A 21,696-nucleotide genomic window follows, 5' to 3' on the forward strand; every position below is an offset into this window, starting at 1 on the left:
GCACACAGCAGGGACTCGTGCAAGGGTACCGGGACCGCCGGGGCGCCCCGGCTGACGTCCGGCCGGTCGTCAAAGCCGAGGAATCCACCATAATGTGGTGCAATGCGCACCGAGGACGTCCTGTCCGCCATCGCAACCGGCCTCTGGCGCTGGAACAGCGCGTCGGGGGAGGTCTCCCTGGATGCCGAGGCCGCCCGGCTGCTCGGTCTGCCCGCGGTGCCCGTACGCCTCTCCCAGTCCGCCGTCCGCTCGCGCTTCCACCCCGTGGACTGGGTGGAGATCCAGGGCGTGATCAACCTGTCACTCGCCGAGGGGACCCTCGCCGAGGCCCGGCTGCGGATCATGACGGACGACGGCAAGGTGCAGCGGATCGTCCGCAGCCGCTCCCGCCAGTACCTGCGTGGCGAGGGATACGAGCTGGTCGGGACCCTCCAGGAGGTCCCCGAGCCGCAGCCCGGCACCGCCTCCGCGGCCGTCCACAGCAGGGTCACCGGCGACTGGCGGCGCTCCCGCGAGGCCTTCCTGCTCGACGCCGGACGCGCCCTGGCCGAAGCCCGGTCCACGGCCGAGGTGCTGCGCGTGGCCGCCACCCTCTCCATGCCCGGCTTCACCCCCGACGGGCTGGCCGTCTTCGGCGTCGAGGGAGACCGGCTGAAAATCATCGGTTACCACGGCTACCAGCAGGGCGACGAGGGCCCGTTCCTGCACATGTCGGTGGACACCGAGTACCCGGCGGCCGAGGTCGTACGGAACGGCCGCGCGATCTATCTGCCCAGCCCGGAGGAGTACGCCAAGCGTTTCCCCTCCACCTGGCCGCTCGCCCGCCGCTTCCACCGCAAGTCCTGGGCCTTCATCCCGCTCGTCGTCGGCGGGCGCACCATGGGCGCCTGGATGGCGGCCTTCAGCTACCCGGTGGCGTTCACGCCCGACGAGCGGTCGGTCCTCACCACGGTCGCCCGGATGCTCGCCCAGGCCCTCTCCCGGGCCGGCGTCCAGGAGACCGAGCGCGAACTGGCCACCGGCCTTCAGCGCAGCATGATGCCGACGGTCCAGCCGGACATCCCCGGGATGAGCGTGGCCGCCCGCTACGTGCCGACGGGCGGCGGCCTCCAGGTCGGCGGCGACTGGTACGACATGATCCCGCTGCCGTCCGGCCGCATAGCCCTCGTCATCGGGGACGTCCAGGGGCACGACGTGCGGGCCGCCGGTCTGATGGGCCAGCTCCGGATCGCCCTGCGCGCGTACGCGGCCGAGGGCCACCACCCCGACGCCGTGCTGTCCCGCGCCTCCCGCTTCCTGGCCGGGCTGGCCGAGCAGTGGCCGGACGGCGACGACGGGGGCATCACCGAGGGGCGGTTCGCCACCTGCCTCTACATCGAGGTCGACCCGGAGAGCGGCACGCTGGACATCGCGCGGGCCGGGCACCCCGACATCGCCACGCGGATGAGCGACGGGACCATGCTCGTCCGCCCGACCGCGGGCGGACTGCCGCTGGGCATCGACCCGGACAGCGACTATCCGACGACCCGGCTGACCCTGGAGCCCGGCGAGCTGATGATGGTCTGCACCGACGGGCTGATCGAGACCGGCGGCCACGACATCGAGACGGGCTGGCAGCGGCTGCGCGACGCCATCGAGAGCCACGAGGGCACCATGGAGTCGCTGGCCGACGCGCTCGTCCAGGCCGTCCACGGCCCGTCCTCGCACCACAGCACGGGACCGCTCGCCGACCGCCGCGAGGACGACATCGCGGTGCTCCTGCTCCGCCGCGACCCCATCGAGGTCGGCTGCGACCCGGTGGAGGGGACGGCGCCGCGCCCCATCCGCCGTACGGTCCTCAGCGTGCCGCAGACCGAGCCCGAGCAGGTCGCGATCGTGCGCCGGCAGCTGCGGGAGCTGATGCACGACTGGGGCGACAACGAGCAGGTGGACGCGGCGGTCCTCATGATCTCGGAGATGGCGAGCAACGTACTCCTCCACACCGACGGCGACGCACTGATCATCGCCGAGATCGTGGGCCGCCGCGGCGCGCGGCGGCTCCGCGTCGACGTCGCGGACCCCAGCGACGAACTGCCGCACCTCCGGCGCCCCGGCGAGATGGCCTCGTCCGGCCGCGGCCTGGTGCTGATGGAGATGCTGGCCGAGTCCTGGGGCGTCGATCCCCGGGGCGAGGGGAAGTGCACCTGGTTCGAGCTCTACGAGCCGGGCTCCGCCGAGGAGGAGTTCGAGGGCGAGCCCGCGGCGTAGCGGGCGCGCAGCTCGGAGATCACCCCGAACGCGGCCGCGGACAGCGGCACCGCCAGCAGCATGCCGAGGATCCCGGCGAGGCCGGCGCCCGCGGTGATCGCGATCATCACCATCGCCGGGTGCATCTGGACGGTACGGCTCTGGATCACCGGCTGCAGCACATGTCCTTCGAGCGCCTGCACCGCGAGCACCACGCCCAGCACCCACAGGGCGATGACCAGCCCGCGGTCGGCCAGCGCCACGAGGATGGCGACCGAGCCGGAGATGAACGCGCCCAGGTACGGGATGTACGCGCCGACGAACACCAGCGCCCCCAGCCCCAGCGCGCCCGGCACCCGCAGGATCAGCAGCCCGACGGTGATGCAGACGGCGTCGATGAGCGCGATGAACGTCGTCCCGCGCATGAACCCCTCGACCGCCCGGAACGCCCGCCGCGCCACGGCGACGATCTCCGTCCCCGCACCCCGCGGCGCGGCCGACTTCAGCAGCTCGGCGGCCCGGTGCCCGTCGCGCAGGAAGAAGAACGTCAGGAACAGCGCGAGGACGGCGTCGGCGACCACGTGCCCCACGAAGCTGACTCCGCTGAGCAGCCCGGAGGCGGCCGTGCTGCCGTACTTACCGGCCAGCCCTTTGGCGTTGGAGGCGAAGTCGTCGAGCGAGTCCCCGGCGATGTCGACGTGCTGGGAGAGGTCCTTCGCGGCGTTCTTCAGCGAGTTGATGATGTGGTCGCCGCTCTCGACCAGGGCGCTCGCGACGATGTAGCCGGCACCGCCGACGACGCAGACCAGCACGGCGCAGGTGAGGAGGGCGGCGAGCGACGCCTTCAGCCCGAGCCGGATCAGACGCCGGTGCAGCGGCTGGAGCAGCGCGGTGCCGAGCATCGCGAGGAGTACGGGGGTGACGGCGGCCTTGAGTTCGACACAGAGCCAGATGAAGGTGGCGGCGACACCGGAGACGAGCAGGACGACCGCACACCAGGCCGCCGTGCGGCGGGCGGCGCGGGGGAGCAGGGCGGCGATGCGGTCCTCGCCTGCGGGAGTGCGGTCCTCGCTCACGGCCTCAGCGCACCACGCCCCCACGCCCGCGTCGCGCGGAGTGCCCCCGCCCGCGCGCATTTTCCCCCCGCGGAGGTGCCGGGAGCCGCGGGCGGGTCCCCGGCAGCGGACCGGGGGAGGTGAGTGCGGGTCGGCGCCCGCGGCGAGGTCGCGGTCGCACGCGGCGAGAGACGCGAGACGCGGGTCCCGCATGGCGGTCGAGTGCGGTCAGCGCCCGCGGCGAAGCGCGCAGCACACGCGGCGGTCGGGGCAGAACGCGTCGCCGTGGACGAGCGGCCCCGTGCCCGCCCTGGGGTCCCGCGCCCGCCCGGGGGGTGCGCGGCGCGGCGCGAGGCGCGGGTCCCGCAGCGCACCTCGCTCATGCGCGGCGGGTGGGGTGCGCGGCCTCCGCACGGCGAGAGACGCGGATCATGCAGCGGGCGGCGGGTCGGGTGCCCGTGTCCGGGCCGGGGCGCGGGAGTTGCGCGGGAGTTACCAGGTCCAGCTCGGAGGCGAGCGGCTACATGGCCATGGGGTGCGTGGGCGCGCGGCGCGGGGCGCCCTCCCGCGCGGGGTTCCCGGTCCGCCGGCGACCGGCAGCTCCCCACGCGGTGCGGGGCTGCCGACGGATCGCGCCGACCTGGCGATCGGAGCCCGCGGGCCGGCGGTCTCAAGTCGCTCGGTGCACGTCCCGCCCAGCTGATGGGTGCGCAGCCGGCCCGGGGGGCGCGATGCGCAGCCCGCGCACGCCAGGGAGTGCCGCACTGCGGGTGACCGGAGGCGCGCGGCCGGGCCGGGGCGCGGGAGTTGCCGGGCCCTGGCCCGAAGGGTCCGGCGGGCAGTCGCGGAGCTGTCGGCGTGCCGCTCGTCGGCGGGGCACCGTGCGCGGCCGGGGGCGCGGGACTGCATGGCGACCGGCGGGCGCGCCCGTCCGGGCCAGAGACCGGTGGGGCGTCCCCGCCGGGATGCTCCCCCGCGGGGCTCCCCGGTGGGCGCTATGCGCCCGCCGGGATCGTTCCGAGGCGGCCCGCCTGGAAGTCCTCGAACGCCTGGGCCAGCTCGGCGTGCGTGTTCATCACGAACGGCCCGTACTGCATCATCGGCTCCCGGATCGGCAGCCCGCCCAGCAGCACCACCTCGAAGTTCGGGCTCCGCGACTCCTGCGTCGCGTCCGCGCGGATCGTCAGCGACTCCCCGTGCCCGAAGACGACGGCCTGCCCCATGCGGAAGGGCCGTCCCTCGGCGCCCGCGGTGCCGCGTCCGGACAGGCCGTAGGCGAGTGCGTTGAACTCCGGCCGCCACGGCAGCGTCAGTTCGGCTCCGGGGCTGACCGTGGCGTGGATCATCGTGATCGGTGTGTGCGTGATGCCGGGCCCGCGGTGGCCGTCGATGTCACCGGCGATCAGCCGCAGCAGCGTCCCGCCGTCCGCGGAGGCGAGCAGCTTGACCTGGCCGCCCGCGATGTCCTGATAGCGCGGCGCGATCATCTTGTCCTTGCGCGGCAGGTTGACCCAGAGCTGGAGCCCGTGGAAGAGCCCGCCGCTCGTCACGAGCGACTCCGGCGGGGCCTCGATGTGCAGCAGCCCGCTGCCGGCCGTCATCCACTGGGTGTCGCCGCCGTTGATGACGCCGCCACCGCCGTGCGAGTCCTGGTGCACGAACGTGCCGTCGATGAGGTAGGTGACGGTCTCGAAGCCCCGGTGCGGGTGCCACGGGGTGCCCTTCGGCTCGCCCGGCGCGTACTCCACCTCGCCCATCTGATCCATCATGATGAACGGGTCGAGGTGCCGGTAGTCGATCCCGGCGAGGGCCCGGCGCACCGGGAAGCCCTCGCCCTCGAAGCCGCTCGGCGCTGTCGAGACGGCGAGCACACCGCGCGGCTCGGACTCGGCCGCGGCCGATACGCGCGGCAGGTCGATCGGGTTCTCGGCAGTCACAGCGGGCATGGCCGTCCTCCTGAGGTGTCACCGTTCAATTTAGTTGAACAGTGAACATCCTGCAATCGGCCGCCATTCCCGGGAGGCTCCCCCGGCGCCCACAACCGCCCCCACGCACGACGAACCCCCACCGCCGCGGCGATGGGGGCACACCCGCAACCACGCGATCGTGGCGGCGGTCCGGCTCAGCCGTACATACGGCGCATCGCGAAGTCGACCATCTGCTCCACGGCCTTCGCGTCGAAGACCATGCGGTGGTCGCCCTCCATGTCGAGCACGAAGCCGTATCCCGTCGGCAGCAGGTCCAGCACCTCCGCACCCGTGATCACGAAGTACTTCGACTCCTTGCCCGCATAGCGCCGCAGCTCCTTGAGCGAGCTGAACATCGGGATCACCGGCTGCTGGGTGTTGTGCAGCGCCAGGAAGCCCGGCCCCTCGCCCCGCGGGCAGTAGATCTTGGAGGTCGAGAAGATCTGCTGGAAGTCCTCGGCCGACATGGAGCCCGTGGTGAAGGCGCGCACGGCGTCGGCGAGCGACGGCGGCGACGGCTCGGGATAGAGCGGCTGTTCGCCGTAGCCGCCGGGCGCCTGCTGCTGAGGGCCGGGCGGCGGCGCGGCGTAGCTCTGCCCCGCGCTCGCGGTCTGGTCGTAGCCGTACATGCCCGTAAGCGTACTGAGTCACATTGAGCGGGCGGGGGCTTGCTTCTTATTACTGGCCGGTAGCATCATGGGGAGCACCAACTGATACGCAAGTGTGTGACGAGGACCAAGCCTCCCGATCCCTAACGGAGCCGTCGCCATGGGGCACTACAAGTCGAATCTCCGCGACATCGAGTTCAACCTCTTCGAGGTGCTCGGCCGCGACGCCGTCTACGGCAGCGGCCCGTTCGAGGAGATGGACGTCGAGACCGCCAAGAGCGTCCTTTCCGAGATAGGCCGGCTCGCCGAGAACGAGCTGTCCGCCTCCTACGCCGACGCGGACCGGAACCCGCCGGTCTTCGACCCCGAGACCAACACCGCGCCCGTACCGGACACGTTCAAGAAGAGCTACCAGGCGTACATGGACGCCGAGTGGTGGCGTCTGGGCATCCCGGAGGAGCTGGGCGGCACGCAGACCCCGCGCTCGCTGCTGTGGGGCTTCGCGGAGACGATCCTCGGCTCGAACCCCGCCGTGTGGATGTACGCGTCCGGCCCGGCCTTCGCCGGCGTCCTCTTCGAGGAGGGCACCGACCAGCAGAAGCACATCGCCAAGGTCGCCGTCGAGAAGCAGTGGGGCTCGACCATGGTGCTGACCGAGCCGGACGCCGGCTCGGACGTGGGCGCCGGCCGTACCAAGGCGGTCCAGCAGGAGGACGGCTCCTGGCACATCGAGGGTGTGAAGCGCTTCATCACCTCGGGCGAGCACGACATGTCCGAGAACATCATCCACTACGTCCTGGCCCGCCCCGAGGGCGCAGGCCCGGGCACCAAGGGCCTCTCGCTCTTCCTCGTCCCGAAGTACGAGTTCGACTTCGAGACCGGTGAGCTGGGCGAGCGCAACGGCGTCTACGCCACCAACGTCGAGCACAAGATGGGCCTCAAGGCCTCGAACACCTGCGAGCTGACCTTCGGCGACCGCCACCCGGCCAAGGGCTGGCTCATCGGCGAGAAGCACGACGGCATCCGCCAGATGTTCATGATCATCGAGTTCGCGCGGATGATGGTCGGCACGAAGGCCATCGCCACCCTCTCGACCGGCTACCTCAACGCCCTGGAGTACGCCAAGGAGCGTGTGCAGGGCCCGGACCTGGCCGCCTTCACCGACAAGACCGCGCCGCGCGTCTCCATCACGCACCACCCCGACGTGCGCCGCTCGCTGATGACACAGAAGGCGTACGCGGAGGGCATGCGCGCCCTGGTCCTCTACACGGCCACCGTGCAGGACCAGATCATGGTCAAGGAGGCCGCGGGCGAGGACACCTCCGCCGAGAACGCGCTCAACGACCTGCTCCTGCCGATCGTGAAGGGCTACGGCTCGGAGAAGTCCTACGAGCAGCTGGCCCAGTCGCTGCAGATCTTCGGCGGCTCCGGCTACCTGCAGGAGTACCCGATCGAGCAGTACATCCGGGACGCCAAGATCGACACCCTCTACGAGGGCACCACCGCCATCCAGGGCCAGGACTACTTCTTCCGGAAGATCGTCCGTAATCAGGGCCAGGCGCTGACCTCCCTCTCCGAGGAGATCAAGAAGTTCCTGGCCGACACCCCCGGCGGCGACGCCCTGGCCGATGCCCGCGAGGACCTGGCCGCGGCGGCGGTCGACCTGGAGGCGATCGTCGGTGCGATGCTGACCGACCTCGCTGCCACGGAGAAGGACGTCAAGTCCATCTACAAGGTGGGGCTCAACACCACCCGCCTGCTGATGGCCTCCGGCGACGTGGTGGTCGGATACCTGCTCCTGCGCGGCGCCGCGGTCGCGAACGACAAGCTCGCCACGGCCTCGCCGAAGGACAAGTCCTTCTACGAGGGCAAGATCGCGGCGGCGCAGTTCTTCGCCCGCAACGTGCTGACGGGCCTCTCCGTCCAGCGCCGTCTGGCGGAGACCACCGACCAGTCCCTGATGGAGCTGGACGAGGCCGCGTTCTGATCCGCACCTCCCGCTGATCCCCGGCGGTCGCGGCCGCCTCACCCGGCCGCGGTCGCCGCGGACCGCGCACCTCACAGGGCCCCTGCCCACCGTCCGGAGACGTCCGGAGACGGTGGGCAGGGGCCCTGATGCGTTTCCGCGCAGGAGCCTCGGTGGGTTCCGCGTGAGGGGCCCGGCGCGTTCCGCTTCTATCCTGGTCGCAGAGGCAGTCCCGCTCGCCCGGCGCGAGAAGGGAGCCCGCATGACCGACCGCACCGCCGGCACCCGGCGGGTGAAGGACCGGATCAGGGACGCCGTCGCCAGCGAGGCCTGGGCCGAGGCGTACGACCTGCTGACCGGACTCGACCCGGCTCGCCTCGACCCCGACGACCTGACCGCGCTCGCCGACGCGGCCTGGTGGACCAGCCGTGTCGAGGAGTCCGTGGCCGCCCGCCTCAAGGCGTACTCCGGCTTTGCCGCGGCGGGCGACGACCGGCGGGCCGGCCTCAGCGCCTGGCTGCTGTTCTACGAGTACCGGCTGGCGGGCCGCGACGCCGCGGCCGCCGGGTGGCTGCGGCGGGCCCGGCAGCACCTGGAAGCCGAGCCGGAGTGCGCGGAGCAGTGCTACCTCGTCTGGATCGAGGCGGAGGACGCCGCGCGCCGCGGAGCGTACGAGGAGGCCATGGCCGGAGCCGTACGGATGGCCGGGATCGCGCGGCGCTGCGGCAGCGAGGACCTTCTCGCCATGAGCCGGCAGGCGCAGGCCGGGGTGCTGCTGGCCCAGGGGCGCGTCGCCGACGGGCTCGCGCAGCTCGACGACGCGATGTGCTCGGTGATGGCGGGCGAGCTCAGCTCGTTCTTCACCGGCTGGATCTACTGCCTCGGCCTGCAGCACTGCATGGCGGCCGCCGATCTCGAACGGGCCGTGGAGTGGACCGAGGCGGCGATGGAGTGGTGCGCGGCGATGCCGCGGGAGAACGCGTTCCGGGGACTGTGCCGGGTACACCGGGCCGAGGTGCTCGAACTCCGCGGCGCCTGGCCCGAAGCCGCCACCGAGGCCGCCCTGACCTGTGACGACCTCCTCCCCCAGCAGCCGCCCGTCGCCGCGCAGGCCCTCTATCTGGCCGGGGAGATCGAGCGGCGCCGCGGGAACACGGTCGCGGCCGAGGCGGCGTACGACCGGGCGCACGAGCTGGGCCGCGACCCGCAGCCCGGCCTCGCCCTGCTGCGGCTGGCCCAGGGCCGGGCCGAGTCCGCCGCGACCGCGCTGCGGCTCGCCCTGGCGGACGAGCACGACGACCGTATGCACCGCAGCCGTCTGCTCTCCGCCGAGACCGAACTCTCCCTCGCCCTCGGCCGGCTCGACCAGGCCCGGGCAGCGGCCGGCGAACTGGACGCCCTCGCCCGCGACTGGCAGGAGCGGCGCTCGTCGCGGTCCACGGTCCTGCATGCGGCGGCCGCGGGCGCGAGCGGCGCCGTGGCCTACGCCGGGCACGACCTGGAGCAAGCGCTGCCGCTGCTGCACCGCGCCGTGGACCTGTGGACGCGGCTGGGTGTGCCGTACGAGGCCGCACAGGTCCGTATGACGCTCGGCGCCGCGGACCGCGAGGCGGGGAACGCCGAGGGCGCACGGCTCGAACTGCGCGCCGCCGGTGCGGCGTTCGAGCGCCTCGGCGCGGGGCCCGACGCCCGCCGCGCCGCCGCGCTGCTCGGCGACGACCGGCCTCCGCTCCCCGGCCGGCTCACGGAGCGGGAGGCCGAGGTGCTGCGCCTGGTCGCGGCGGGGCACACGAACCGGTCCATCGCCGCGGAGTTGGTGATCAGCGAGCACACGGTGGCCCGCCACCTCAACAACATCTTCGGGAAACTGGACGTGTCCTCACGTGCCGCCGCCACCGCGTACGCCTGCACGCACGGCCTGGCGTGACGCCCTCGCGGAAGGACGGGCGACCGGGCGCGCGCCCGCAGCCGGTTCCCCCAGGGCTGCGGGCGCGCGTCTGCGCGTCGACGCGGGTGGTGCGTTCCGTCGCGGGACCGTCGGTCGGCCGGTCAGCGCAGGGCGGATCCGAAGTGGGCGCTCTCGTGCGGCGCGGAGATGTCCTGCGGGCCGAAGGCGTACGACGAGGTGGCGGTCAGACCGGTCTTCGTGCCGCGCAGCGACCAGACCGCGCCGTTCTGGCCGTTCTCGGCGGGGGCCCCAGCGGCGAGGTCGGGGTGACCGTTGCCGTCGACGTCGAGCAGAGCGGCGCTCCGGCCGAACCGGTCCTTCCACTCGGCGATTCCGGGGACACCGGAGGTGTTCTGGTGGAAGACATGGGCCCCCTTCCCCGTCACACCGGAGGCGCTGCCGCGGACGAGCGCGACCGAACCGGCGTCGGCGGTGTCGCCGACGTCCTCGCCCGGGATGCCGAGCGCGATGTCGGCGTAGCCGTCACCCGTGACGTCACCGACGGCGAGCGCGCAACCGATCCCGTCGCCGCGCTCCTCGGTGCCGGGGAAGCCGGGCAGGTCCTGGTCGATCTCCTGGAACTCATCGCCCAGCCCGGTGGCCGAACCCCACCTCACATGCACCTTCTCGTACCCGTCCGAGGCGCCCCTCACCAGGTCGTCGAACCCGTCACCGTTCACGTCACCCAGACCGGCGCCGATGTCGCAACTCGAGGTGGACATGTCCGCCTCACCGAAGGTGAAGCCCGAACTGCCGCCGTAGAGCACGCGATTGCCCCACTCGCCGTCCATCTTGTAGACGGGCTGGACGATGTCGTCCTTGCCGTCGCCGTTGACATCGCCGACCGGGCCGGATGCGACGGGACCGGTGATGGAGTCGGGTCCGTCCTCGCAGCCGCTGCCGGTGGCGCAGGAGGCGTCGTGCTCCTCGTAGCCCCACCACTCGGACTTGTCGAGGATGTTGAGCACCTTCGCCGGCTTCCCGTCACGGGAGATGGGGCCCTTCCACAGGGCGGCGGGGGCGCCCACGCGGTCGTCGCCGCCTTCCGGCTGCACGGAGAACAGGGCCAGGTCCGTGGTGCCGTCGCCGTCGAAGTCACCGGCCTGCGGCGCCGCACCGTACTGGTCGATGGCCGTGCCGCCCGTCAGACCCGAGGGGGAGCCCCACAGCACGACGGAGCCCGACTTGTTGCCGGCCGCGACGACGAGGTCGCCGAAGCCGTCCTTGTCGAGATCGCCCCGGGTGACGACGGACCCGAACCGCTCGTCGGCGGTGGCGGAGCCGGGGACGCCGCCGGTGGCGCGGCTGACGATCTTCTTGTGGTCAGCGGAGAGCCCGTCGGCGGAGCCGTACATGACGGTCGCGTAGCCCGCCTCGGCCTTGTCCGAGACCGTGGCGTCCGGGGCGGCGACGACCAGGTCCGCGAAACCGTCGCCGTTGAAGTCGTCCCGGGCCTCCGCCGACCCGTCGGCAGCCTGGGCCCTTTCGCCGGTGAGGGTCCACACACCGGCTCCGCCGGCGAGCAGAGCCGCCGTGGCCAGGGACACGGTCAACCGCGCTGAACGAGTTCTGTGTCGTGCTCGGGACATACAGACAGGCCCTTCGAATCGGTCCGGTACGGCGCTGAGTGCGCCGCGTTCACCGAATGCGACTCGACAAAGGCATCAGACGTTGTACGTCAGACCTGTGAAAGGCAGAGCGGACTTGGTGAGCCTTGTGAGGGATCGGTGACCATGGACCGCCGACGCCACGTCTCCCCGCATGGGCCGTTCTGACCATGCCCCCCGCCGCAATGGCCCGTAACGGCGATGAGGACACCCGCCCCGCGCGCCTAGAACGGGAACCGTCAGCGTTCCTCCGACGCCCCGGAAGCCGGTGCCCGCCATGACCACCCTCACCACCCCGCTGGACGACGCACCGCTGGGGCGCCTGCGCGGCGCCGTCCGCGGCGACATCGTCGAGCGCGGCGACCCCGACTACGACGAAGCCCGCCGGGTCTACAACGCCATGCACGACAAGTACCCCGCGCTCGTCGTCCGGGCCGCCGACGCCTCGGACGCGATGGCCACCGTGGACTTCGCCCGGGAGCAGGACCTGCTCCTCGCCGTGCGCGGCGGCAACCACAGCTTCTCGGGGCAGGGGAGCTGTGACGGCGGCATCGTCCTCGACCTCGGCCGCATGCGCGGCATCCGGGTCGACCCCGAGGCCCGTACGGCCGTCGTCCAGGGCGGCTGCACCTGGGCCGACGTCAACCACGCCACCCACGCCTACGGGCTCGCCACCACGGGAGGAGTCGTGTCCAGCACCGGCGTCGGCGGACTCACCACAGGCGGGGGCATGGGCCATCTCGCCCGCCGCCACGGGCTGGCCTGCGACAACGTGCTCGCGGCGGATCTGGTCACCGCGGACGGGCGGGCGGTGACCTGCGACGAGGAGCGTCACCCGGACCTGTTCTGGGCCATCCGCGGAGGCGGCGGCAACGTCGGCGTGGTCACCGCCTTCGAGTACCGGCTGCACCCCGTGGACGACGTCCTCGGCGGGCCGGTCTTCTACCCGCTCGACGCGGATGTGCTGCGCGGCTACCGGGAGTTGATCGCCGGAAGCAGTGAGGACTTCAGCGCCCTACTCGTCATCACCCTCGGACCGCCCGTGCCGTTCCTGCCGGAACGCTGGCACGGCCGGCCGCTGTGCGGGCTGGTCGTGTGCTGGACGGGGCGGCCCGAGGAGGACCGGCGGATCCGGGCCCGTCTCGACGAGGTCGGCCCGGTGCTCGGCAGCGCCGTCGCCCGCGTGCCGTACCCGGTGACCAACACCCTCTTCGACGAGATGCTGCCCGCGGGCCTCCACCATTACGGGAAGGGGCACTTCAGCCCGGATCTCAGCGATCAGGCCATCGACGTGCACGTGTCCTACGGCGCCATGACGCCCAGTCTGCAGAGCGCGACCGTCTTCTTCCCGATCGACGGCGCCTGCCACCGCGTCGGGCAGAAGGAGACCGCGTTCGCCTACCGGGACGCCGCCTTCTCCGTCGCCGTCTCACCCGCGCTGACGACCCGGGCCGCGTGCGAGGCCGCCGTCGGCTGGGTGCGCGACTACTCCGCAGCGCTCGCCCCGCACTGCCTGCAGGGCGGCTATGTGAACTTCATGGACCACGACGACGCCGGCCGTGTCCGGGCCAACTACCGGCAGAACTACGCCCGCTTGGCCGCGATCAAACGCCGTCACGACCCCGGAAACCTGTTCCGCCTGAACCACAACGTCGCGCCTGACGCCATGTCATGACCTCATGCCACGGCGTCACGTCATGACGTCGCGCCGCCCCGCGACGCCATGACGGCCGGCGGCTACGGCGTGACGGCGAACTTCTTCAGGATCGCCTGCGCCAGTTCCTGGTCCCCTTCGATCTTCACCAGCTCCGACACGGCCTCCGGCTTCACCCGGCCGCAGGCCATCAGGACATACGTCTCCCAGTCCAGCGTCAGCGTCACCGCCGGGCCCAGCGACGGGCTGCCGTTGATCGACACGTTGCCCTCCGCGTCCAGCCGGACCGTGCGCATGAACTCCAGCGGCCCGTGCACATCGAAGACCACGGCCGTGTTCGGCGGCGCGCCCGCGCCCTCGGCCACCACCCCGGGCAGCGCGTCCAGGAGGTAGTCGCGGGCGACGACCGCGCCCGGCGAGTCCAGGTCGCCGGGCTTGCCCAGCGCACGGCGGAGATCCTGCTCATGGACCCAGACGTCGAACGCCCGCCAGCGCAGGGCCTCTTCGAGGGTCTGCTCGGCCCCCAGCGGCCCGCGGACCTTCGTCCCCGGGTCCCGCGTCTCGTTGCGGAGCTGCCGGGAGCGGCGGATGATCGTGTACTCCAGTTCGGAGGTCATCTCCGGCGCGGTGTGGCACCGCCGTACGTCGACAGGGACCTCGGTGTACCGGGTCAGCTCGCTCGTCACGTGGTACAGGTCGCGGGGCAGGGTGTGGATCGGGCGCGGATCGCCGAGCATTTCGCAGTCCACCCCGATCACATGGGAGACCACGTCGCGCACGGACCAGCCGGGGCAGGCGGTGGCGCGGTTCCACTCGCCCTCCACGAGTGGCGAGACCAGCTCGGATATGGCTTCGATGGAGTGAGTCCAGGCGTCGATGTAGGGCTGAAGAGAAGGTTGGACGGTCACGGGACCCCTCGGGCGGTTGGGCGCGGGCTGGGTACTCGAGCCACTGCTCTGCAGTTAAGTTACGCTGCGCACGGGCACCCCGGCAGTGCTTTCGCCACTGATCGTAGGCCCCGTTGACCGACGGAATCGAACACCGGATGCCGAGGGTGGTGGTAGTGTGCGCGCCTCGTTGCTCCAAGTCGACGTGAACTCCCAGGAGCCGGTCGCCGAACGCCGTGAGCGAGTGGCCGCCCTGGTCCGCGATCAGGCCGGTTCCGATCTCGTGGTGCTCCCCGAGCTGTGGGCGGTCGGCGCCTTCGCGTACGAGACCTTCGACGCCGAGGCCGAGGCCGCCGCCGGCGGACCGACCGCCGAGGCGATGGCCTCCGCCGCGGCGGAGGCGGGTGTCTGGCTCCACGCCGGTTCGATCGTGGAACGGGACCCGGACGGCACCCTCTACAACACCTCGCTCGTCTTCGGCCCCGACGGCGCCCTGCACGGCACCTACCGCAAGATCCACCGCTTCGGCTTCGACGAGGGCGAGGCCGTGATGATGGGCGGCGGGCAGGACCTCGTCACCGTCCAACTCCCGGACGCCGTCATGGGTCTGGCGATCTGCTACGACCTCCGCTTCCCCGAGATGTTCCGGCGGCTCACCGACGACGGCGCCACGCTGCTGATCCTCCCCGCGGGCTGGCCCGCCCGCCGCCGCGGCCACTGGAGCCTGCTGGGGCGGGCCCGCGCCGTCGAGAACCAGGCGTACGTCCTGGCCTGCTGTTCCGCGGGCACCACCGGCGGCGTCGAGCAGGCGGGCCACAGCCAGGTCGTCGACCCGTGGGGCGAGGTGCTGGCCGAGGCGGGCGAGGGCGAGCAGGTGCTCACCGTCGAGCTGGACCCGGGGAAGGTCGCGGCGACGCGCAAGGAGTTCCCGGTGCTGCGCGACCGCGTGCTGGGCCTGGACCTGCCGAAGCGCGACTGACGCCGGCCCGCCTCCGTGCGCGTCCCGTGCGAGCGCCGCACCGCGTTCCCGTACGACCGGCCGGGCGGCTCGTCGGCCTCGGGTCAGCCCGGCTGCGACTCGGGTACCGGCACGGGCACGGCCACGCTCCCCGGCGCCGCCTTCGCCGGGCGCCGCCCGGCCATCCGGCAGCCGACGCACTCCGGGTGCCCGTCCCGGGCCGAGAGGTCGCGCACGCGCCAGTCCCACTGGTCCCGGGGCCGCGGCCCGGTCGGCTTGCCCCAGCCGGCCAGGTGCAGGGACCAGGTCACCAGCGCGGCCACGCCCGTGAGCCCCAGTCCGGCGAGGATCACCGGCAGCGACGCGGCGCAAACACCGGCCCCCGAGACGGTCAGCCCGGCGAGGGCGATGCCCGTGCCGGTCCAGCCCGCGACCGTGTGTCCGAGATCGACATCGCCGTGGGCGCTCATGGCCTCTCCTCCTGTCCGACGGACCCTCGCGCGCTCGGCCGGAGGCCGCGCGCCGCAGTAAGCTCGGAGAACGGATTTCATCTCACGAGCTAAGTAACTTAGATGCTAAGGAGAATCGGCGTGGAGGGCAAGACCCGCCCTGCGGCCACGGCCGCCGAGGCCCTGCAGCGCATGGACCGGTACGTGGCCCTCGGCATCGTCGGGCAGCATCACGTGGCCCAGAAGCTGGGGCTGAGCGTCACGGACCTGACCTGCCTCGGCTTCATCCTGGAAGCCGGCGACGAGCCGCTGACCGCGGGCGATCTCGCTCAGCGCGCCAACGTCACCACCGGCGCCATCACCGGCGTGCTCAACCGCCTCGAACGGGCCGGATACGCCACCCGCCGCCCCGACCCCTCGGACCGCCGCCGCGTCCGGGTGGTCGCCGACGCGACGGCGCTCGCCCCCGTGGTCGCGCTGTACGCACCGTTCTACCAGCGCCTCGACGCGCTGTTCGCCGACTACACGCCCGACGAGATCGCCGTGCTGACCGACTGGTTCACCCGGGCCGCCGGTGAGGCACGCGACCATCTGGCGAAGCTGCGGGAGATGACCACGGACTGACCGCCCCGGCCCGCGAACCTCGCCCGTCGCGGGTCGGTCGCCCGGCGAGCGCGGTCAGTCGTCGAGACCGCGCTCCCGCTCCGCGAGCCGGATCACGCACACCGCCACGGCGATGATCAGCGCCGGGTCCGCCTCCTCCCGCAGGACGTCCACGGCGTAGGTGTCCCGCACCCGCAGCCACTTGCGGGAGATGTGGGCCACGAGGTCACCCTCGTACTCGATGGTGAACTCCCGGTCCAGGATCCGGCCGCTCACGTCCAGCACGGTGCCGTCCACCAGCTCGACCCGGTAGTGGTTCCGGATCAGGGAGAGGCGCTTCCTTCTGATGACCGCCAGGCGGCCGTCGCCGCGCTCGATCTGCATCGCGTCGCGGAGGCTGACCATCTTCTTCTTGATCGTGACGAGCACCCGCCCGTCCGTGTCCTTCAGCTCGAAGGTCTCCCGCAGCCGCAGGGCCTTCCCGTCGACGAGGAAGACCTTCCGGCCCTGTTCGTCCTCGATCCAGTAGTCCTCGCCGATCCCGAAGATCCGGTCGCGCACCAGGTATTTCATGACAGACCTCTTCCCGCTGCGCGGGGCGCTGCCCACCGGAACAACCCGTACGCCCGCTGTGGTTGGCTGGAACCATGTCTTCCCGCGCACGCGTCCGCGCCCCCGAGCTGATCGGCAAAGGCGGCTGGATCAACACCGGTGGCACCGATCTGACCCTCGCCGACCTGCGAGGACGGATTGTCGTCATTGATTTCTGGACGTTCTGCTGTGTGAACTGCCTGCACGTCCTGGACGAGCTGCGGGAGCTGGAGGAGAAGCACCGCGACACCGTCGTGATCATCGGCGTCCACTCGCCGAAGTTCGTGCACGAGGCCGAGCATCAGGCCGTCGTCGACGCCGTCGAGCGCTACGCGGTGCACCACCCCGTCCTGGACGACCCCGAGCTGGCCACCTGGAAGCAGTACGCGGTACGGGCCTGGCCCACGCTCGTCGTCATCGACCCCGAGGGCTACATCGTCGCCCAGCACGCGGGCGAGGGCCACGCCCACGCCATCACGCGGCTCGTCGAGGAGCTGGAGGCCGTCCACGCCGCCAAGGGCACGCTCCGGCGCGGCGGGGTCCTGGGGGCACCCCCAGCGGTAGCCGGGGGGATCGCGCCCGAGCCGGAGCCCACCGAACTGCGCTTCCCCGGCAAGGCGCTGCTGCTGCCCGACGGCGGTTTCCTCGTCTCCGACACCACGCGCCACCGGCTCGTGGAGCTGGCGGCCGACGGCGAGACCGTGGTCCGGCGGATCGGCACCGGGGAGCGCGGGCTCGCGGACGGCGGGCCGGAGCGGGCGCGGTTCAGCGAGCCGCAGGGCCTGGCGCCGCTGCCCGACGGCGCGATCGCGGTGGCCGACACCGTGAACCACGCGCTGCGCCGCTACGACCCGGCCACAGGCGAGGTCACGACGATCGCGGGGACCGGGCTCCAGTGGTGGCAGGGGTCGCCCACATCGGGGCCGGCGCGCGAGGTGAGTCTGTCCTCGCCGTGGGACGTGGCGTGGTTCGCGGACCGGCTGTGGATCGCGATGGCGGGGGTGCACCAGCTCTGGACGTACGACCCGGTGACGGGGACGGTCGAGGCGGTGGCCGGGACGACCAACGAGGGGCTGGTCGACGGCCCGGCGGCCGAGGCGTGGTTCGCGCAGCCGTCGGGGCTCGCCGCTGCGGACGACGGGCTCTGGGTCGCGGACTCCGAGACGTCCGCCGTCCGCCGGGTCGAGCACGACGGCTCGGGCGGTTTCGTGGTCCGCACGGCCGTGGGGACGGGGCTCTTCGACTTCGGGCTCCGGGACGGTCCGGCCGGGCAGGCGCTGCTCCAGCATCCGCTGGGGGTGACGGCGCTGCCCGACGGCTCGGTGGCCGTCAGTGACACGTACAACCACTCGCTGCGCCGCTACGATCCGGCAACCGGTGAGGTCAGCACGCTGGCGACCGATCTGCGGGAGCCGTCCGGTGCGGTGCTGGTGGACGGTGACATCGTCGTGGTCGAGTCGGCGCGCCACCGGCTGACGCGGCTGCGCCTGCCGGAGGAGGCCGTACGGGTCGAGGCCGTGGCCCATCGCACGCAGCGTGCCGCGACCGATGTGGCCCCGGGGAAGCTCCGTCTGGACGTGGTGTTCCAGGCGCCGTCCGGACAGAAGCTCGACGAGCGGTACGGTCCGTCGACCCGGCTGATCGTGAGCGCCTCACCGCCCGAACTCCTGGCGGAGGGCGCCGGGACGGGCACGGACCTGGCGCGGGACCTGGTCCTCGCGGACGGGGTCGCGGAGGGCGTTCTGCACGTCTCCGCGATGGCCGCGTCCTGTGACGACGATCCGGCGAACGAGTTCCCGGCCTGCCATGTGCACCAGCAGGACTGGGGTGTTCCGGTCCGGGTGAGCGGATCGGGCGTGGAGCGGCTGCCGCTGGTGCTGGCGGGTCTGGAGGGCTGAGCCCGCCGTGGCCGTGGGTGGCTGACGTACGCGCACGGCCTGTCACCGGGCTCGTCGGCCCGTCGTCCTGCTCGACTCGTACCGCTCGATTCGAACCGCTCGACTCGTACCGCTCGACTCGTACCGCTCGACTCGTACCGCTCGGCGTGCCGCCTCACATCAGGCGGTTGCGCTCGTCCACCTCGACGACCGGTGCGCCGGGCCCGGGCGGCTGGACCCTGCGGCGCTTGAGGATGCTCACGTACGCGGCGAGGCCGATGAAGCCGACGACCATCATGATCAGTCCGGCCAGATCGACGTTGACTCCGGCCATCTCCCAGTCCGTTGCGAAGGTGATGATGGCGCCCACCGCGATCAGGGCAATGCACCCGCCGATACCCATACTGTCCGCCTCCCGCTATGACTTGACTGTTCCGGGCTGGACCCTCTTCGGGTACCCGGGCCCGGAACGGCCATGCTTCGGCCGGGAGTTGCGGCGGCCGCGAGTTGCGGGGTGAACGGCACCGGCCGGCCCCCGGAGGGGCCGGCGCGTCGTATCAGTGCGACCTGTCAGCAGGACCGGATCAGTAGGAGATCGCGTCCTTCATGTCGGACAGCCAGTAGGTGACCCGCGCGTTGTCGTCGACGTGCGTGCTGCCGCCGGGGGCCTCCACGATCATGGGCGACTCGTCGGTCGGGGTGCCCTCGGTGTCCATGAGACCGACGGTGAAGTTCTTCGTCTCGCGGCCCTCACCGCCCGAACCGTCGGCGGAGGAGAGGAGCACGCCGGCGTACGCGGACTGGCCCGGCTCGAGGGTGGCGACGGCCTGCGGCTTGCTCTCCTCGACGGGCGGCAGGGCGGCCTGCGCGCCCTCCTCGCCGACGGTCGGGTAGTGGTAGAGGTTGCAGGCGGAGTCCGAGTTGTTGGTGGCGACCAGGACCATGTGGTTGATCGGGCTCTTGACCGCCTCCGCCTCCACCGCGAGCGTCTCGGCCGTGCACGCCTGCACCTCGCCGGTGGTCTTGGTGCTCGTACCCGCGCCTTCCTTGCCCTTGCCCTCCGATGCGCCCGCCTTGCCGTCCTTGCCCTGGGTGTTCTGCCCCGCGCTCTGCTCGGTCGAGCTCTTCTTCGCCTCGCCGGAGGAGCGGACGCCGCCGGCGTCGTTGTTGCAGGCCGTCAGCGACAGGGCAGCCGCGGCGGTCAGGCAGGCGGCGGCGATGCGGATGGAGCGCTTGGTGCGGAGGGTGTTCGGCATGTCGGATCTCCCGTTTCGAAGGTGTCGTTCGGTGACGGGGGAAACTCTGCCGAGACCCGTTGCCGTGTCACTAACCTCCGCCTAACGCTCCGTTGTCGCCCCTCAGGAACCCTTCTCACCTGCGTCTTTGTCGCGGGCGAAGAGCTGGACCAGGGTGCTGATGACGTAGCGGTCGGTCGCTGCCTCGTCCACGAGGTGCATTTCGGCGAGCCGGTCGAGGCCGTCCCTCGCGTGGTCGGGGTCGGATCCGGCGAGGGCGGCCACGGCGAGGGCGTCCACCTCCCGGCCCGATCCCATGGCGAGCCGGCTGAGCAGCCGGGCGTCGTCCGCGGAGAGACGGGCCACCGATGTCGCCAGCGCGGCCGCTATCCCGGTGTCCTCGGCGGAGAGCAGCGACAGCCGCCGCCGTTCGTCGCTCAGCGCCGCGGCCAGCCGGGCGAGCCGCCAGCGCGGGCGGGCCGTGAGCTGCGCCGCGGCGGCCCGGAGGGCGAGCGGGAGCCCTTCGCAGAGGTGGACCAACGCACGGGCGGCGTCGGGGTCTTCGGCGACCCGCTCGTGGCCGAGCATGGTGCCGAGCAGGGCCATGCCCTCGTCGGTGCCGAGGACCTGTACGGGTACGGGCCGGGCGACGTCGGTGACCACCAGTCCGTCCAGCCTGCTGCGGCTGGTGACGATCGTCGCGCAGCCCGGGCCCCCGGGCAGCAACGGCCGTACCTGGGCGGAGCTCCGGGCGTTGTCGAGGACGACGAGGACGCGGCGGCGGGCGACGAGGGAGCGGTAGAGCGCGGACGCGGCGTCGGCCGAGGGCGGGATGTGGTCGGGCGGGGTTCCGAGGCCGAGCAGGAACTCGCGGAGCACGGCGGCGGGTGTGGCCTCGGCTCCTTCGCCGAACCCCCCGAGATCGGCGAAGAGTTGTCCGTCGGGGAACGCGGCCGCGTGCAGGTGGGCCCACTGCACCGCGCAGGCGGTCTTGCCCACGCCGGCGGGTCCGGCGACGACGGCGATGGGGCTCTCCCCGCCGCCGTTGTCGGTGAGCCACCAGGTCAGTTCGGCGAGTTGGGCCTCCCTGCCGAGGAAGCGGGCGGGAGGGCGGGGCAGATGGCGCGGGGCGGTCGGGTGCGCGGGGTCGCCGCCGGTGCGCTCGGTGCCGCCCTGCGGGGAGCCGCCCGCGGGGGCCTGGCTGCTCTGGTGGGGGACGGCGGGCTGCCGCCCCTGGTCCGGCATCAGCTGGGTGCGCGGGTCCCGGGGCGCGGAGGGCTGCGGGCCTGCTGCGGGCTGCTGCCGCGGCGGCTCCGTCGCCACGGCCTCGGCGCGCAGGATCTCCTCGTAGGCGCGCGTGAGCCGTTCCCCGGGGTCCACGCCCAGCTCCTCGCCGAGCAACTGCCGTGTCCGGTGGAACCAGTTGATGGCGTCCGACTGGCGGCCCGCCCGGTACAGGGCTCCCATCAGGGCGGCGACGAGTCCTTCGCGGAGCGGGTTGGCGGCCGCTTCCGCGTAGAGGACGGCCGCCGCCTGGCCGTGTTCGCCGAGTGCGCCGTGCGCGGTGGCGAGGGCCTCGACGGCGGCCAGCCGCCGTTCCTCCAGCGCGTGGGCCGCGGCGGCGAACTGCGCGCCGGAGACCGTGCCCGACAGCGCCGGTCCGCGCCACAGGCCGAGCGCCTCGCGCAGCAGGGACACGGCGTCCTGCGCTGCGGACTCCGGCCGGGCGAGCGCGCTCAGTTCGCTGAACCGGTGGGCGTCGATCAGTTCCTCGGGCAGCCGCAGCAGGTAGGACGAGCCGCGGGTGGCCAGTTCGACCCCGTACGCGTCCGCTCCCCCTTCGGCCAGCGTCTGGCGCAGCCGCGAGACGTGCCCCTGGACGACGGTACGGGCGTGGGCGGGCGGTTCGTCCTCCCACAGCGAGGTGATGAACTGCTCGATGGAGACGGTGATGTTGGGCTGGAGCAGCAGCAGAGCGAGCACGCTCCGCCGTTTCGCCGGCCCCAGCGGAAGTTCACCGGCTCCGGTCGCGACCGTGACCGGGCCGAGCAGCGAGAATTCCAAT

General features: G+C 72.4%; 17 protein-coding genes. 7 read left to right on the forward strand and 10 right to left on the reverse strand.

The features are described from left to right. Window positions 1-102 precede the first annotated feature (102 nt). On the forward strand, window positions 103-2,247 hold the full coding sequence (locus tag ABZ822_RS06750; protein ID WP_360847904.1) for a SpoIIE family protein phosphatase: 2,145 nt from the start codon (window positions 103-105) through the stop codon (window positions 2,245-2,247). On the opposite strand, the gene ABZ822_RS06755 is transcribed toward ABZ822_RS06750, so the two are convergent. The 3 genes from ABZ822_RS06755 to ABZ822_RS06765 all read right to left on the reverse strand — a co-directional run bounded on the left by ABZ822_RS06755 (window position 2,196) and on the right by ABZ822_RS06765 (window position 5,877). After that, the gene (locus tag ABZ822_RS06755) at window positions 2,196-3,302 is read right to left on the reverse strand and encodes an AI-2E family transporter (protein WP_360847907.1); all 1,107 of its coding nucleotides are present in this window, start codon (window positions 3,300-3,302) and stop codon (window positions 2,196-2,198) included. The two genes, ABZ822_RS06750 and ABZ822_RS06755, sit on opposite strands and share 52 nt — an antisense overlap. 974 nt (window positions 3,303-4,276) lie before the next feature. After that, window positions 4,277-5,227: a pirin family protein gene (locus ABZ822_RS06760; RefSeq protein ID WP_360847910.1), complete on the reverse strand. Its 951-nt coding sequence runs from the start codon at window positions 5,225-5,227 to the stop codon at window positions 4,277-4,279. Window positions 5,228-5,403: 176 nt separating this feature from the next. Then, the gene (locus ABZ822_RS06765) at window positions 5,404-5,877 is read right to left on the reverse strand and encodes an SseB family protein (protein WP_360847913.1); all 474 of its coding nucleotides are present in this window, start codon (window positions 5,875-5,877) and stop codon (window positions 5,404-5,406) included. 139 nt (window positions 5,878-6,016) lie between these two features. Between ABZ822_RS06765 and ABZ822_RS06770 the strand changes: the two genes are divergently transcribed. Further along, entirely contained in the window at window positions 6,017-7,843 is a 1,827-nt protein-coding gene (locus ABZ822_RS06770) for an acyl-CoA dehydrogenase (protein ID WP_360847916.1), read from the forward strand. 241 nt (window positions 7,844-8,084) lie between these two features. Beyond that, window positions 8,085-9,749 (forward strand): LuxR C-terminal-related transcriptional regulator, encoded by a 1,665-nt coding sequence (locus ABZ822_RS06775; protein ID WP_360847918.1) that lies wholly within the window; start codon window positions 8,085-8,087, stop codon window positions 9,747-9,749. A gap of 122 nt (window positions 9,750-9,871) precedes the next feature. Here the strand turns inward: ABZ822_RS06775 and ABZ822_RS06780 are convergent, their stop codons facing one another. Continuing rightward, window positions 9,872-11,359, reverse strand: coding sequence for an FG-GAP-like repeat-containing protein (locus tag ABZ822_RS06780; RefSeq protein ID WP_360847921.1), 1,488 nt, complete (start codon window positions 11,357-11,359; stop codon window positions 9,872-9,874). 295 nt (window positions 11,360-11,654) lie between these two features. Between ABZ822_RS06780 and ABZ822_RS06785 the strand changes: the two genes are divergently transcribed. Next, the gene (locus ABZ822_RS06785) at window positions 11,655-13,052 is read left to right on the forward strand and encodes an FAD-binding oxidoreductase (protein WP_360847924.1); all 1,398 of its coding nucleotides are present in this window, start codon (window positions 11,655-11,657) and stop codon (window positions 13,050-13,052) included. 62 nt (window positions 13,053-13,114) lie between these two features. Here the strand turns inward: ABZ822_RS06785 and ABZ822_RS06790 are convergent, their stop codons facing one another. Further along, window positions 13,115-13,939, reverse strand: coding sequence for a maleylpyruvate isomerase family mycothiol-dependent enzyme (locus ABZ822_RS06790; RefSeq protein WP_360847926.1), 825 nt, complete (start codon window positions 13,937-13,939; stop codon window positions 13,115-13,117). A 157-nt stretch (window positions 13,940-14,096) separates the two neighbouring features. Between ABZ822_RS06790 and ABZ822_RS06795 the strand changes: the two genes are divergently transcribed. Next, entirely contained in the window at window positions 14,097-14,897 is an 801-nt protein-coding gene (locus ABZ822_RS06795; protein ID WP_360847929.1) for a carbon-nitrogen family hydrolase, read from the forward strand. Window positions 14,898-14,980: 83 nt separating this feature from the next. Here ABZ822_RS06795 and ABZ822_RS06800 read toward each other — a convergent pair whose 3' ends face one another. Continuing rightward, window positions 14,981-15,346 (reverse strand): HGxxPAAW family protein, encoded by a 366-nt coding sequence (locus ABZ822_RS06800; RefSeq protein WP_360847932.1) that lies wholly within the window; start codon window positions 15,344-15,346, stop codon window positions 14,981-14,983. Between the two features lie 120 nt (window positions 15,347-15,466). On the opposite strand from ABZ822_RS06800, the gene ABZ822_RS06805 reads away from it, so the two are divergent. Then, window positions 15,467-15,949: a MarR family transcriptional regulator gene (locus ABZ822_RS06805; RefSeq protein ID WP_360847934.1), complete on the forward strand. Its 483-nt coding sequence runs from the start codon at window positions 15,467-15,469 to the stop codon at window positions 15,947-15,949. 54 nt (window positions 15,950-16,003) lie between these two features. On the opposite strand, the gene ABZ822_RS06810 is transcribed toward ABZ822_RS06805, so the two are convergent. Then, entirely contained in the window at window positions 16,004-16,501 is a 498-nt protein-coding gene (locus ABZ822_RS06810) for an LURP-one-related family protein (protein ID WP_360847937.1), read from the reverse strand. Window positions 16,502-16,575: 74 nt separating this feature from the next. Here ABZ822_RS06810 and ABZ822_RS06815 point away from each other — a divergent pair, with 74 nt between their 5' ends. Further along, window positions 16,576-18,417, forward strand: coding sequence for an NHL domain-containing thioredoxin family protein (locus tag ABZ822_RS06815; protein WP_360847940.1), 1,842 nt, complete (start codon window positions 16,576-16,578; stop codon window positions 18,415-18,417). A 154-nt stretch (window positions 18,418-18,571) separates the two neighbouring features. On the opposite strand, the gene ABZ822_RS06820 is transcribed toward ABZ822_RS06815, so the two are convergent. The 3 genes from ABZ822_RS06820 to ABZ822_RS06830 all read right to left on the reverse strand — a co-directional run bounded on the left by ABZ822_RS06820 (window position 18,572) and on the right by ABZ822_RS06830 (window position 21,695). Then, window positions 18,572-18,799: a hypothetical protein gene (locus ABZ822_RS06820; protein ID WP_360847943.1), complete on the reverse strand. Its 228-nt coding sequence runs from the start codon at window positions 18,797-18,799 to the stop codon at window positions 18,572-18,574. Window positions 18,800-18,980: 181 nt separating this feature from the next. Next, entirely contained in the window at window positions 18,981-19,652 is a 672-nt protein-coding gene (locus ABZ822_RS06825; protein WP_360847946.1) for a DUF4232 domain-containing protein, read from the reverse strand. 102 nt (window positions 19,653-19,754) lie between these two features. Next, entirely contained in the window at window positions 19,755-21,695 is a 1,941-nt protein-coding gene (locus ABZ822_RS06830) for a BTAD domain-containing putative transcriptional regulator (RefSeq protein ID WP_360847949.1), read from the reverse strand. Window position 21,696: the final 1 nt, after the last annotated feature.

It is taken from the genome of Streptomyces sp. NPDC047108 (genome assembly GCF_040643575.1).
Classification (GTDB): Bacteria; Actinomycetota; Actinomycetes; order Streptomycetales; family Streptomycetaceae; genus Streptomyces.

What these genes read in the sequence shown, in the direction of transcription:
- ABZ822_RS06825 (WP_360847946.1), bottom strand. Translation starts at nt 19,652, where the DNA reads ATGCCGAACACCCTCCGCACCAAGCGCTCCATCCGCATCGCCGCCGCC.
- ABZ822_RS06765 (WP_360847913.1), bottom strand. Translation starts at nt 5,877, where the DNA reads ATGTACGGCTACGACCAGACCGCGAGCGCGGGGCAGAGCTACGCCGCG.
- ABZ822_RS06810 (WP_360847937.1), bottom strand. Translation starts at nt 16,501, where the DNA reads ATGAAATACCTGGTGCGCGACCGGATCTTCGGGATCGGCGAGGACTAC.
- ABZ822_RS06820 (WP_360847943.1), bottom strand. Translation starts at nt 18,799, where the DNA reads ATGGGTATCGGCGGGTGCATTGCCCTGATCGCGGTGGGCGCCATCATC.
- ABZ822_RS06760 (WP_360847910.1), bottom strand. Translation starts at nt 5,227, where the DNA reads ATGCCCGCTGTGACTGCCGAGAACCCGATCGACCTGCCGCGCGTATCG.
- ABZ822_RS06800 (WP_360847932.1), bottom strand. Translation starts at nt 15,346, where the DNA reads ATGAGCGCCCACGGCGATGTCGATCTCGGACACACGGTCGCGGGCTGG.
- ABZ822_RS06815 (WP_360847940.1), top strand. Translation starts at nt 16,576, where the DNA reads ATGTCTTCCCGCGCACGCGTCCGCGCCCCCGAGCTGATCGGCAAAGGC.
- ABZ822_RS06770 (WP_360847916.1), top strand. Translation starts at nt 6,017, where the DNA reads ATGGGGCACTACAAGTCGAATCTCCGCGACATCGAGTTCAACCTCTTC.
- ABZ822_RS06750 (WP_360847904.1), top strand. Translation starts at nt 103, where the DNA reads ATGCGCACCGAGGACGTCCTGTCCGCCATCGCAACCGGCCTCTGGCGC.
- ABZ822_RS06775 (WP_360847918.1), top strand. Translation starts at nt 8,085, where the DNA reads ATGACCGACCGCACCGCCGGCACCCGGCGGGTGAAGGACCGGATCAGG.
- ABZ822_RS06785 (WP_360847924.1), top strand. Translation starts at nt 11,655, where the DNA reads ATGACCACCCTCACCACCCCGCTGGACGACGCACCGCTGGGGCGCCTG.
- ABZ822_RS06780 (WP_360847921.1), bottom strand. Translation starts at nt 11,359, where the DNA reads ATGTCCCGAGCACGACACAGAACTCGTTCAGCGCGGTTGACCGTGTCC.